At 69.2% G+C, this 13,610-nt stretch carries 5 protein-coding genes, 1 tRNA gene and 1 rRNA gene; 6 read left to right on the forward strand and 1 reads right to left on the reverse strand.

Annotated elements, in window-relative coordinates; translation table 11 throughout:
• The 3 genes from rrf to AB0G20_RS22130 form a co-directional block, all read left to right on the forward strand.
• Positions 1–92, forward strand: a 5S ribosomal RNA gene (rrf, locus tag AB0G20_RS22120); the annotation flags it as partial.
• A gap of 114 nt (positions 93–206) precedes the next feature.
• The gene (locus AB0G20_RS22125; RefSeq protein WP_361305822.1) at positions 207–869 is read left to right on the forward strand and encodes a DegT/DnrJ/EryC1/StrS family aminotransferase; all 663 of its coding nucleotides are present in this window, start codon (positions 207–209) and stop codon (positions 867–869) included.
• Between the two features lie 75 nt (positions 870–944).
• Positions 945–1,020: transfer RNA gene (locus AB0G20_RS22130), tRNA-Thr, on the forward strand.
• Between the two features lie 43 nt (positions 1,021–1,063).
• Here AB0G20_RS22130 and AB0G20_RS22135 read toward each other — a convergent pair.
• A complete protein-coding gene (locus AB0G20_RS22135) occupies positions 1,064–3,817 on the reverse strand; it encodes a SpoIIE family protein phosphatase (protein ID WP_361305073.1) in 2,754 nt (917 codons plus the stop codon).
• A gap of 380 nt (positions 3,818–4,197) precedes the next feature.
• Here AB0G20_RS22135 and AB0G20_RS22140 point away from each other — a divergent pair, with 380 nt between their 5' ends.
• From AB0G20_RS22140 to AB0G20_RS22150, 3 genes are all read left to right on the forward strand, one after another.
• Positions 4,198–9,660 carry a HAMP domain-containing protein gene (locus tag AB0G20_RS22140; protein WP_361305075.1) on the forward strand — a complete coding sequence of 1,821 codons (5,463 nt, stop codon included), beginning with the start codon at positions 4,198–4,200 and terminating at the stop codon, positions 9,658–9,660.
• A gap of 307 nt (positions 9,661–9,967) precedes the next feature.
• Positions 9,968–10,648, forward strand: a complete 681-nt coding sequence (locus AB0G20_RS22145; protein WP_361305077.1) for a response regulator — start codon at positions 9,968–9,970, stop codon at positions 10,646–10,648.
• A gap of 127 nt (positions 10,649–10,775) precedes the next feature.
• Positions 10,776–13,529, forward strand: coding sequence for a DNA translocase FtsK (locus tag AB0G20_RS22150; RefSeq protein ID WP_361305079.1), 2,754 nt, complete (start codon positions 10,776–10,778; stop codon positions 13,527–13,529).
• Positions 13,530–13,610 lie beyond the last annotated feature (81 nt).

A 13,610-nucleotide genomic window follows, 5' to 3' on the forward strand; every position in this document is an offset into this window, starting at 1 on the left:
CGCCCGGTTACATTCCGAACCCGGAAGCTAAGCCTTACAGCGCCGATGGTACTGCAGGGGGGACCCTGTGGGAGAGTAGGACGCCGCCGAACAATCATTGAAAGGGTTGGACCCAGAACTTCGGTTCCGGGTCCAGCCCTTTTTTGTTCTGCGTCACTTGAAGTTCACGTTGCGCAACCAGCATTCACAGCATGGGTACTGCTGCAATGCTCAGGGCCGCCGGTGTCGGACTCGGTGACGAGGTCGTCGTGCCGGCGTTCGGGAACGTCGAGGTCGCCGAGGCCGTGGCCATGGCCGGGGCGCTGCCGGTGTTCGCCGACATAGACCCCGCCACCTACTGCCTCGACGCCGCTGCTGTGGAAGCGACGGTAACTTCGCGGACCGCGGCCGTGGTTGCCGTACACCGCTTCGGCCGGCTCGCCGACATCGCGCGGCTGCACGCCCTCGGACAGCGGCACGGACTCCTGGTGCTGGAGCAAGGGGAGTCCGAGGCGCCGTACGACGAGATAGCCCAGCGCAGGGCGCGGGCTTCCTACCTCGATGCCAAGCTGCGGGGTGTCCGGACGCCGGAGGACGGTGACGGGCACACCTATCAGCAGTACGTCGTGCGGGTTCCGGGCAATGGGCGACCCGATCGGGACGCCTTCGCGCGGGCCGTGCGGGCCAGGGGAGTTGAGTGCCGGGTGCCGGTGAAGACGCCAGTGCACCGGCTGCCCGAATTCCGGCGGTGCGTTTCGCTTCCGGAGACCGAGCGGGCCTCGGACGAGACCCTTGCGCTGCCCGTGGATGCGTCGCTGACCAAGCGGGACATGCAGCGGATCGTGTCCGCCTGCAACGCCCTCGGAGGGCTTCTGCAGCCCGCCTTCTGACGTGGTTGGGAGCACGGGCCTGTTCGGGGTATGATCTATTCCGTTGCCGCGGGGGAGACCTCGCAAAAGCAACAGGCCCCTATAGCTCAGTCGGTAGAGCGTCTCCATGGTAAGGAGAAGGTCAACGGTTCGATTCCGTTTGGGGGCTCCATCAAAAAGGCCCCACCCTCACGGGTGGGGCCTTTTGCGTTTCCCTAGTCCTTGTGGAGGCCCGGGACGCGCATCGCCAGGATCGCCATGTCGTCCGAAGGGGCGTCCGACGCGAAGCGTTCCACCGCCCGCATGATGCGGGCCGCGACCGCGCCGGCCGTCAGGCCCGTGCAGCTCGTGAGGACGTCGGCGAGGCCGTCGTCGCCGAGCATGCGGGCGCCCTCTCGGCGTTCGGTGACGCCGTCCGTGACGCACAGGAGGACGTCGCCCGGGTCGAGGGTGACGGTCTGCTCGTAGAGCTCCAGATCCTCGATGACGCCGAGGAGCGGCTGGGGTTCCGCGGCCGGTTCGACCGTGCCGTCCTGGCGCAGGCGCAGCGGCAGCGGGTGGCCGGCGCAGACCACCTTCAGTTCCGCGCTGCCGTCCTCCTGCGGGCGCATCTCGCCGTAGAGGAGCGTGAGGAAGCGGCTGCGGGCGCCTTCGTCGAGGATCGCGGAGTTGAGGCGCTCCAGGACCGTCGGGCCACTGAGACCCTCGCGGGCCAGGAGGCGCAGGGCGTGGCGGGCCAGGCCTGTGACCGCTGCCGCGTTCGGGCCCGTGCCGCAGACGTCGCCGATGGCGAAGCCGTAGGCGCCGTCGCGGATGGGGAAGACGTCGTAGAAGTCACCGCCGACCTCGTTGCCCTCGCCGGCGGCGCGGTAGATGACCTCGACCTCGACGCCGTCGATCACGGGCAGCTCCGGAGGCAGGAGGCTGCGCTGAAGGGCCTGGCTGATCGCCGTGCGCTCCGAATAGAGGCGGGCGTTGTCCAGGGCAAGGGCGGCCCGGCGGGAGAGGTCCTCGGCGAGTTCCAGGATCTCCTGGCGGAAGTGTTCGTCGGTCGGCTTGCCGAGCGTCAGCATGCCGATGACGCGGTTGCGGGCGACCAGGGGGAGGACCACCGTCTCGCCGCCGACGGCGGAAGCGGTGGCCAGGGTCGGGCCGATGCCGGGCGTGACCTGGCGGGTCGGGCCGCCGCTGAGGCCGAGGCTGCGCATGGAACTGCGCAGGGCCGCCTGGTGGGCCACTTCGCCGGGGGCCGTCCAGACGCGGGCGCCGGGGGTGGGGACCGGGTCCGGCGGGGGGACCTTCGACAGCAGGGACTTGATGCCGTCGATGAGTTCCTCGTCCTCGTGCAGGACGTACGACAGGTACGGCTCCGAAGCCTGGTGGGCGATCGTGTAGACGGCACACCAGGTGGCGAGGGTGGGGACCGTCATCTGGGCCATCAAGGCCAGGGTCTGGTCGCGGTCCAGGGTGCCGGCGAGCAGATCGGAGGCCTCGACCAGGAAGTTCAGGGAGCCGCGGCGCAGGCGTTCCAGTTCGCCGAGGCGGGCCGATTCGACGGCGAGTGCGATGCGGTCGGCGGCGAACTGGAGGCGCAAGGCCTCCTCGTTGGAGTATCTGCCGGGGGCTTCGGCGGCGACGCCGAGGGAGCCGGTGAGGCGGCCCTCGACCTTCAGCGGAACCGTGACGATCGAGCGCATGCCCGTGCCGTTCAGCAACGGCACCGCGCCGGGGACCGCCGTCAGGTCGTCGTGGACGGCCGGCATGCGGGCCGAACCGTAGCGGCCGGGGCCCGCCTCGACGGGGACGCGGGCGAAGCGCTGGCGTGCCGAGGGCAGGCCTGTGGAGGCGCGGACCTCCAGCTCCGTCTCGTCGTCGGTGGCCAGCAGGAGGAACGCCGAGTCGCCGTCGAGCATGTCGCGGGCGCGCTCCACCGTGCGCTGGAGGAGGCCGTCGAGGTCGTCCGGGGCGGGGTAGCCGATGAACACCTCGAAGGGGTCGGTGCCCTGGCCCTCGGAGGTGGTCGAGGTGTCGGAGGCGGGGACACGCAGGGGCGTCTGAAGAACGGCCCGTTCGTGGTCCCGTACCAGGAGGCACACGGTTGACGGTTCGCCGCCGGTGTCGCGGACGCGCAGGTGGGAGGCGTAGACGGGGGTGACGCGGCCGGTGGCGGCGCGGATGCCGTAGCTGCCTTCCCAGCGGGAGAGCCGGAGGGCCTCCGCGATGCCGGTGCTGGTGCCGGGGGTGTGCGGCCAGGCCGCGAGGTCGGTCAGGGGCTTGCCCGTGACCTGCTCGGCCGGGTAGCCGAAGAGTTCCTCGGCGTCCTCGTTCCAGGCGGTGATGTGGCCGGTGCGGTCGATCTGGACGACGGCCACGCGGACCCTGGCGTCGGCGAGGGGGAGGAGGTCGGAGGGGAGGACCGGTCCGGCCGCGCGGGTGCCCACTACGCGTGCGGGCAGGTCCAGTTGGAACCAGACGGTCTTGTGGGTGGGGGTGTATTCGACGCCCCAGCGGCCGGCGAGGGCCGCGCACAGCTGGAGGCCGCGGCCGCCCTCGCGGTCGGGGCTGCCCATGTTGATGGCCGTGGCCTGGAGGGGGATCTCGCGTTCGGGGTAGCGGTCGGCGACCTCGATGCGTACGCCCTCGTCGCTGCGCAGGCACAGCACGTCGGCGGAGGTGCCGGCGTGGACCACGGCGTTGGTCACCAGTTCGCTGGTGAGAACGACGGCGTCGTCGACGATGTCGGCGAAGCCCCAGCCCTGGAGGGTGTCGCGGACGAAGGAGCGGGCGCTCGCGACAGATCGCCCGACGGGCTCGAAACTGGCGGCCGCGCGCGCGGTGATCACAGAACTCCTCGACCGGTTCTCGACGTGCTGGGCTGCGTGGCCGGCCGGCTCGCCCCGCTGTTGCGGCAGGCTGCCCGTCGGCCCGGGGTCCGGGGGCTGTTCCCCAGGGATCAGTCCGGTGGTCATGTGTGTGCGGCCGCCCCTCCGATGCCCGCTCGTCTTCGTGCCACCGCCCAGGCCGGACGGACCGGCGCGGCTGGACAGCCGGATGCAAGGTTACTTACCTTCGCGGTCCATGCGGATGCCGGTCTGCGGTGTTTCCGTCCGGAGGGTGTGCGGACGATGTGCGAAGCTGCCGAACTGTTATGGCCTGGTTCGGCCGGGGTGAAACACTGGGCAAGCTTCTTGTGAAGGTCCGGGCAGGCTGTGTGCCCGACACCGACCTTGGGCAGCAGCCCCCTGGTAACGGCCTGGTATGCAGGGCGGAGAATACGCAGTAGTAACTGGTACGCCGAGCGTGGTACCCGAGCACAGCAGTGACGGTCGACCCCTGCGGGAGGGACACAGTGGAGTCTGGCGCAGCGACGCGTGGAAAGAAGACGCGCGCGAAAGGCGGACAGTCCCCGATCAACCAGGGCAAGGTGCGTAGTGGCACGACCGAGGTGGACACGGCGGCCCTGAACCGGCTGATGGCGGCCCTGGTGTCGATGCGGGACGGGAACTTCCGCAAGCGGCTCACGGTGTCCGGGGACGGCGTGATGGCCGAGATCGCGGCGGTCTTCAACGAGGTGGCCGACCGCAATCTGCACCTGACGGGTGAGCTGTCGCGGGTGCGGCGGATGGTGGGTCGCGAGGGCAAGCTCACCGAGCGGCTGGAGACGGGTGCCTGCGAGGGTTCCTGGGCGACCGCGATCGACAACTCGAACGCCCTGGTGGACGACCTGGTGCGGCCCGTTTCCGAGGTCGGCCGGGTGCTGTCCGCGGTGGCGGAGGGTGATCTGTCGCCGCGGATGGAGCTGCGCACGCTGGTACCGGACGGGAACAGTCAGCCGCTGCGGGGCGAGTTCCTGAAGGTCGGGCGGACCGTCAACAACCTGGTCGACCAGCTGTCGACGTTCACCGACGAGGTCACGCGTGTGGCCAGTGAGGTGGGCACCGAGGGCAAGCTGGGCGGGCAGGCTCGCGTGCGGGGCATGTCGGGTTCGTGGCGGGACCTCACCGACTCCGTCAACACGATGGCGTACCGGCTGACGGCCCAGGTGAGGGACATCGCGCTGGTGACGACGGCGGTCGCCAAGGGTGATCTGTCCCGGAAGGTCACGGTCCAGGTGGCCGGCGAGATGCTGGAGCTGAAGAACACCGTCAACACGATGGTGGACCAGCTGTCGGCGTTCTCCTCCGAGGTGACCCGGGTGGCCCGTGAGGTGGGCACGGAGGGCGCTCTGGGCGGGCAGGCGCAGGTGCCCGGGGTCGACGGTGTGTGGAAGGAACTCACCGATTCGGTGAACACCATGGCCGGGAACCTCACGGCCCAGGTGCGCGGGATCGCGGAGGTGACGACGGCGGTCGCCAACGGTGATCTGTCGCGGAAGGTGACCGTGCAGGCGCGGGGCGAGGTCGCGCAGCTCGCCGAGACGATCAACCAGATGACCGAGACGCTGCGGATCTTCGCGGACGAGGTCACGCGTGTGGCCAACGAGGTCGGGGCCGAGGGGCGGCTGGGCGGTCAGGCGAACGTTCCGGGGGCCGCGGGGACGTGGAAGGACCTCACCGATTCGGTGAACACGGTCTTCCGGAATCTGACCACTCAGGTGCGGGACATCGCCGCGGTGACGACGGCGGTGGCCAACGGCGACCTGTCGCAGAAGGTCACGGTCGACGTGGCCGGCGAGATGCTGGAGCTGAAGAACACCGTCAACACGATGGTCGACCAGCTGTCCGCCTTCGGTGCCGAAGTGACGCGTGTGGCGCGAGAGATCGGTGTCGAGGGTGAGCTGGGCGGTCAGGCGCAGGTGCCGGGTGTGGCCGGGACATGGAAGGACCTGACGGACTCCGTCAACACGGCGTTCCGGAACCTCACCGGACAGGTGCGGAACATCGCGCAGGTGACGACGGCGGTGGCCAACGGCGACCTCTCGCAGAAGGTCACGGTCGACGTCTCCGGCGAGATGCTCAAGATGAAGAACACCGTGAACACGATGGTGGACCAGCTATCGAGCTTCGCCGACCAGGTGACCCGGATGGCCCGGGACGTGGGTACTGAGGGCCGTCTCGGCGGTCAGGCCCGGGTGGACGGCGTGTCCGGTACGTGGAAGGAGCTCACCGACTCCGTCAACTCCATGGCCGGGAACCTCACCTCCCAGGTGCGCAACATCGCGCAGGTGACGACGGCGGTGGCCCGGGGTGATCTGTCGCAGAAGATCGACGTGGACGCGCGCGGGGAGATCCTGGAGCTGAAGAACACCATCAACACGATGGTCGACCAGCTCTCGGCCTTCGCCGACCAGGTGACCCGGGTCGCCCGTGAGGTGGGTACGGACGGCCGACTGGGCGGTCAGGCGCAGGTACCCGGGGTCGCCGGTGTGTGGCGCGACCTGACGGACTCCGTGAACGGCATGGCCGGCAACCTCACCGCGCAGGTGCGCAACATCGCGCAGGTGGCGACCGCGGTGGCCCGGGGTGATCTGTCGCAGAAGATCGACGTGGACGCGCGCGGGGAGATCCTGGAGCTGAAGAACACCCTGAACACGATGGTGGACCAGCTGTCGTCGTTCGCCCAGGAGGTCACGCGTGTGGCCCGTGAGGTGGGTACGGAGGGCATCCTGGGCGGCCAGGCCGAGGTGCAGGGCGTCTCCGGCACCTGGAAGGACCTCACGCAGTCCGTGAACGGCATGGCCAACAACCTGACCATCCAGGTGCGCAACATCGCCGAGGTCACGACCGCGGTGGCCCGGGGTGATCTGTCGAAGAAGATCACCGTCGACGCCAAGGGCGAGATCCTCGAACTGGTCACGACCGTCAACACGATGGTGGACCAGCTGTCGTCCTTCGCCGAGCAGGTGACCCGCGTGGCCCGTGAGGTGGGCACCGAGGGCATCCTGGGCGGCCAGGCGCATGTGCCGGGTGTCACGGGCATCTGGAAGGACCTGAGCGACAACGTCAACCTGATGGCGAAGAACCTCACCACTCAGGTGCGGAACATCTCCCAGGTCTCGGCGGCGGTCGCCAACGGTGACCTGACGCGGCAGGTCACCATCGAGGCGCGCGGTGAGGTCGCGCAGCTCGCCGACACCATCAACACGATGGTCAAGACGCTGAGTTCGTTCGCCGAGCAGGTCACCAAGGTGGCCCGTGAGGTGGGCACGGACGGCATCCTGGGCGGGCAGGCGCACGTACCCGGTGTGGCCGGTACGTGGAAGGACCTCACCGAGTCCGTGAACCAGATGGCGTCCAACCTGACCGGTCAGGTGCGCAACATCGCCATGGTGACCACGGCCATCGCCAAGGGTGACCTGACGAAGAAGATCGACATCGATGCGCGCGGCGAGATCCTGGAGCTGAAGACGACCATCAACACGATGGTCGACCAGCTGTCGTCCTTCGCGGAGGAGGTCACCCGGGTCGCCCGCGAGGTGGGCACGGAAGGGCAGCTCGGCGGCCAGGCACGCGTGCGTGACGTGGACGGCACCTGGCGGGACCTGACCGAGTCGGTGAACGAGATGGCCGGGAACCTGACCCGGCAGGTGCGTGCCATCGCGCGCGTGGCGACCGCGGTGACCCGCGGCGATCTGAACCTGAAGATCGACGTGGACGCGTCCGGGGAGATCCAGGAGCTCCAGGACTACATCAACAAGATGATCGCCAACCTGCGCGACACCACGATCGCCAACAAGGAGCAGGACTGGCTCAAGGGCAACCTGGCCCGGATCTCCGCGCTGATGCAGGGCCGCCGGGACCTGGAGGACGTGGCCTCGCTGATCATGAGCGAGCTGACGCCGGTGGTGTCCGCGCAGCACGGCGCGTTCTTCGTGGCGATGCCGCTCGTCGACGGCGAGGACATGAACGCCGCGGACGAGGACCAGTACGAGCTGCGCATGCTCGGTTCGTACGGCTACTCGATGGGCTCCATGCCGACTTCGTTCCAGCCGGGTGAGGCGCTGGTCGGGACGGCCGCCGAGGAGAAGCGCACGATCCTGGTGGAGAACGCGCCGAGCGGCTATCTGAAGATCTCCTCGGGGCTCGGTGAGGCGCCGCCCGCACAGGTGATCGTGCTGCCGGTGCTGTTCGAGGGCAGCGTGCTCGGCGTCATCGAGCTGGCGTCCTTCACGCCGTTCACGCAGATCCAGAAGGACTTCCTCAACCAGATCGCCGAGATGATCGCGACGAGCGTCAACACCATCTCCGTCAACACCAAGACCGAGCTGCTGCTGGCGCAGTCGCAGGAGCTGACCGAGCAACTGCGTGAGCGGTCGGCCGAGTTGGAGCAGCGGCAGAAGGCCCTCCAGGCGTCCAACGCCGAACTGGAGGAGAAGGCCGAGCTGCTGGCCCAGCAGAACCGCGACATCGAGGTGAAGAACACCGAGATCGAGGAGGCGCGGCAGGTCCTGGAGGAGCGCGCCGAGCAGCTCGCGGTGTCGATGCGCTACAAGAGCGAGTTCCTGGCGAACATGTCGCACGAGCTGCGTACGCCGCTCAACTCGCTGCTGATCCTGGCCAAGCTGCTCGCCGACAACGCCGAGGGGAACCTCTCCCCGAAGCAGGTCGAGTTCGCCGAGACGATCCACGGGGCCGGTTCGGACCTGCTCCAGCTCATCAACGACATCCTCGACCTGTCGAAGGTCGAGGCGGGCAAGATGGACGTCTCCCCGACGCGGATCGCGCTCGTCCAGTTGGTGGACTACGTGGAGGCCACCTTCCGGCCGCTGACGGCGGAGAAGGGCCTGGACCTGTCGGTGCGGGTCTCGCCGGAGCTGCCCGCGACGCTGCACACCGACGAACAGCGGCTGCTGCAGGTGCTGCGCAACCTGCTGTCGAACGCGGTGAAGTTCACCGACTCCGGGTCGGTGGAGCTGGTCATCAGGCCGGCGCGGGACGACGTGCCGCAGAAGATCCGGGAGCAGCTGCTGGAGACCGGGTCGCTGACCGATCCGGACGCCGAGCTGATCGCGTTCTCCGTGACCGACACGGGGATCGGCATCGCGTCCAGCAAGATGCGGGTGATCTTCGAGGCGTTCAAGCAGGCCGACGGGACCACCAGCCGCAAATACGGCGGTACGGGCCTCGGGTTGTCCATCTCGCGGGAGATCGCGCAGCTGCTCGGCGGTGAGATCCACGCGCAGAGCGAGCCGGGCCGTGGCTCGACGTTCACGCTGTACCTCCCGCTGCACCCCAGCGAACTGCCGCCACAGGGCTACCAGCAGCAACTGCCCGCCATCGAGGCCGGCGGCCTGGTGGCGTCGGCGTCAGAGCTGTCGGACGTCGAGGCCGAGGCGCCGGCCGAGGTGACGTCGTACCGCGAGACGCAGAACGGGCCGGCGGCTCTGTTCCGGCGGCGCCGCAGGATGCCGGAGCTGCCGCCGCGTCCCGCGCAGCTGGAGCAGTGGACGCCGGCCGAGCAGGAGCCGGCGCCGAGGCCGAACCGCGGCATCCGGTTCGGCGGTCAGAAGGTCCTGATCGTCGACGACGACATCCGCAACGTCTTCGCCCTGACCAGCGTCCTGGAGCAGCACGGCCTGTCCGTGCTGTACGCCGAGAACGGCCGTGAGGGCATCGAGGTCCTGGAGCAGCACGACGACGTGGCGGTCGTGCTGATGGACATCATGATGCCCGAGATGGACGGGTACGCGACCACCACGGCGATCCGCAGGATGCCGCAGTTCGCCGGGCTGCCGATCATCGCCCTGACCGCGAAGGCGATGAAGGGCGACCGCGAGAAGGCGATCGAGTCGGGCGCTTCCGACTACGTGACGAAGCCGGTCGACCCCGATCACCTGCTGGCGGTGATGGATCAGTGGATGCGAGGGGAATGAGGGGAACGTTGGGCAGTTGCGCGACCATGCCGGGAAGGTTCGGTGTTCACGCGGAGTTGCCGACTCGGTGTGCGCATAGTCGTGTAGAAGTACAAGATCCGGGGAACCTTCTGGTCTCCTGCTGCGTTTCTGCTACGTGCACAGTGACATCACGGTGACAGGGTGTGGCGACGGGCGGGGTGCGGCTACGATGACCGGCACAAGGACGGGCGGCGAAAGGGAGTCGTCCCCTGGGGCGGCACCCACCGGTGCTTCCACAGGTCCTGCGGACAGGGGAGGCCCCACGCCGGGGCGAGGAGGGCGGGCCATGGTGCAGAAGGCCAAGATCCTCCTGGTCGATGACCGGCCGGAGAATCTGCTTGCGCTGGAGGCGATCCTCTCTGCGCTCGATCAGACGCTGGTGCGGGCATCGTCCGGGGAGGAAGCGCTCAAAGCGCTGCTCACGGACGACTTCGCGGTCATCCTGCTGGATGTCCAGATGCCGGGCATGGACGGCTTCGAAACAGCCGCGCACATCAAGCGCCGTGAGCGGACCCGGGACATCCCGATCATCTTCCTCACGGCGATCAACCACGGCCCGCACCACACCTTCCGGGGTTACGCGGCGGGTGCGGTGGACTACATCTCCAAGCCGTTCGACCCGTGGGTGCTGCGCGCGAAGGTCTCCGTCTTCGTCGAGCTGTACATGAAGAACTGCCAGCTGCGGGAGCAGGCGTCGTTGCTGCGGCTCCAGTTGGAGGGCAACGGCAATGACGCGGGCGGGGAGGCCAAGGAGTCGGCCGGGCTGCTCGCGGAGCTCTCCGCACGGCTCGCGGCCGTCGAGGAGCAGGCCGAAGCGCTGACCAAACAGCTCAACGATGAGTCGACGGACGCCGCCGCGGTGGCCACGGCGGCTCATCTGGAGCGTAAGCTCACGGGGTTGCGGCGGGCGCTGGACGCGCTGGAGCCGGGCACCGGGAGCACCTCCTCGGTGTCCTCGCAGAACTGACGCACGCACAGGCAGGATTGCCAGCCCGTGACCGCGCGTCAATTTCGCGCCTCTCCCGAAGCGACACGAACGGGTGAAGCCGTAGACACGCGTGTCCCCCGTCGTCTCCACCGGTAACCTCACACCCATGGCCTCACGTCCCTCCGCAGCCAAGAAGCCGCCGCCCGCGAAGAAGGCGGCCGCGAAGGCTCCGGCGAAGAAGGCCGCCGCCAAGAAGGCTCCCGCGAAGAAGGCGCCCGCCAGGAAGGCCGCGGCCAAGAAGGTCGCGCCCAGGCCGGCACCCAGCCCCACCGGTGGCATCTACCGGCTCGTGCGCGCCGTGTGGCTCGGCGTGGCGCACGCCGTCGGCGCCGTGTTCCGCGGCATAGGGCAGGGCGCCAAGAACCTCGACCCGGCCCACCGCAAGGACGGTGTCGCCCTGCTGCTGCTCGGCATCGCGCTGATCGTCGCCGCGGGCACCTGGGCCGATCTCAAGGGCCCCGTGGGCGACCTCGTCGAGATCCTGGTGACCGGCGCCTTCGGCCGGCTCGACCTGCTCGTGCCGATACTGCTCGCGGTCATCGCCGTGCGGTTCATCCGCCACCCGGAGCAGCCCGAGGCCAACGGACGCATCGTCATCGGCCTGTCCGCGCTCGTCATCGGTGTGCTCGGCCAGGTCCACATCGCGTGCGGCTCGCCCGCCCGCGATGCCGGCATGCAGGCCATAAGGGACGCCGGCGGCCTCATCGGCTGGGCCATGGCGACGCCGCTGTCGTACGCCATGGGCGACGTGCTCGCCGTACCGCTGCTGGTGCTGCTGACGGTCTTCGGGCTGCTGGTCGTCACGGCGACCCCGGTCAACGCCATTCCGCAGCGGCTGCGGCTGCTCGGGGTGCGGCTCGGGATCGTCCGCGACCCGGCCGAGGACGAGTTCGGTTTCGCCGAGGACGACGAGCGCTACGACGAGCAGTGGCGCGAGGCCCTGCCCGCGCGCCCGCGCGGCAGGCGCGCGCCGGCGCCCGCTGCGTACGACCCGGACAGCGCCGAGCAGGAGGCGCTCACGCGGCGCCGTGGCCGCCCCCGGCGCTCGGCGGTGCCGCAGCCCGACATGGACCGGCACAGGGACGCCGTGGACGTCGCAGCGGCGGCCGCCGCTGCGCTCGACGGCGCCGTGCTGCACGGCATGCCGCCCTCGCCGATCGTCGCCGACCTCACCCAGGGCGTACGGGTGGGGGACCAGGAGGCGACCACGCCGACGCCCGTCCCGGCCGCCCGGCCCCAGCAGGACAAGCGCAAGCAGGACAGGACCGAGCAGGACAAGCCCGAGCCGCAGAAGCCGAAGCCCGGCGTCCGCGACCTCACCAAGTCCCCGCCCGCCGAACCCCGCGACCTGCCCCCGCGCGCGGAGCAGCTCCAGCTCTCCGGCGACATCACGTACTCCCTTCCGTCGCTCGACCTGCTGGAGCGCGGCGGCCCCGGCAAGTCCCGCAGCGCCGCCAACGACCTCATCGTCGAGTCGCTGACCACGGTCTTCACCGAGTTCAAGGTGGACGCCAGCGTCACCGGCTTCACCCGCGGGCCGACGGTCACGCGCTACGAGGTCGAGCTCGGCCCCGCCGTGAAGGTCGAGCGGATCACCGCGCTGACCAAGAACATCGCCTACGCCGTCGCCAGCCCGGACGTGCGGATCATCAGCCCCATCCCCGGCAAGTCCGCGGTCGGCATCGAGATCCCCAACACCGACCGGGAGATGGTCAACCTCGGAGACGTACTCCGTCTGGCGGAGTCCGCCGAGGACGACGACCCGATGCTGGTCGCCTTCGGCAAGGACGTCGAGGGCGGCTACGTCATGCACTCGCTGGCGAAGATGCCGCACATGCTGGTCGCCGGCGCCACCGGCTCCGGCAAGTCGTCCTGTATCAACTGCCTGATCACCTCGGTCATGATGCGGGCGACCCCCGAGGACGTCCGGATGATCCTGGTCGACCCCAAGCGCGTCGAGCTGACCGCCTACGAGGGCATCCCGCACCTGATCACGCCGATCATCACCAACCCCAAGCGGGCCGCCGAGGCGCTCCAGTGGGTCGTACGGGAAATGGACCTGCGCTACGACGACCTGGCGGCGTACGGCTACCGGCACATCGACGACTTCAACCGCGCGGTGCGCGAGGGGAAGGTCAAGCCGCCCGAGGGCAGCGAGCGCGAGCTCCAGCCCTACCCGTACCTCCTGGTCATCGTCGACGAGCTCGCCGACCTGATGATGGTCGCGCCGCGGGACGTCGAGGACGCGATCGTGCGCATCACCCAGCTCGCGCGCGCGGCCGGCATCCACCTGGTGCTCGCCACCCAGCGGCCGTCCGTGGACGTCGTCACCGGTCTGATCAAGGCGAACGTCCCGTCGCGGCTGGCGTTCGCCACGTCCTCGCTGGCGGACTCGCGCGTCATCCTCGACCAGCCCGGCGCCGAGAAGCTCATCGGCAAGGGCGACGGGCTGTTCCTGCCCATGGGGGCCAACAAGCCCACCCGTATGCAGGGCGCGTTCGTCACCGAGGAGGAGATCGCGGGTGTCGTCCGGCACTGCAAGGACCAGATGACGCCGGTCTTCCGGGACGACGTCGTCGTGGGCACCAAGCAGAAGAAGGAGATCGACGAGGACATCGGCGACGACCTCGACCTGCTGTGCCAGGCGGCCGAGCTGGTCGTCTCCACGCAGTTCGGGTCGACGTCCATGCTCCAGCGCAAGCTGCGCGTGGGCTTCGCCAAGGCCGGCCGGCTGATGGACCTGATGGAGTCCCGGAACATCGTCGGACCGAGCGAGGGTTCGAAGGCTCGTGACGTTCTTGTGAAGCCTGATGAGCTGGATGGCGTGCTCGCCCTGATCCGGGGGGAGTCTGAAGGGTAGGGAAACGGGACACGGTGATCGCCTCACGGGGCGTTACGGCAATCGGGTGTCCGGATCGTGACTCACCCGTAAGGGATCATC

Source organism: Streptomyces sp. NPDC024017, from assembly GCF_040638895.1.
Classification (GTDB): Bacteria; Actinomycetota; Actinomycetes; order Streptomycetales; family Streptomycetaceae; genus Streptomyces.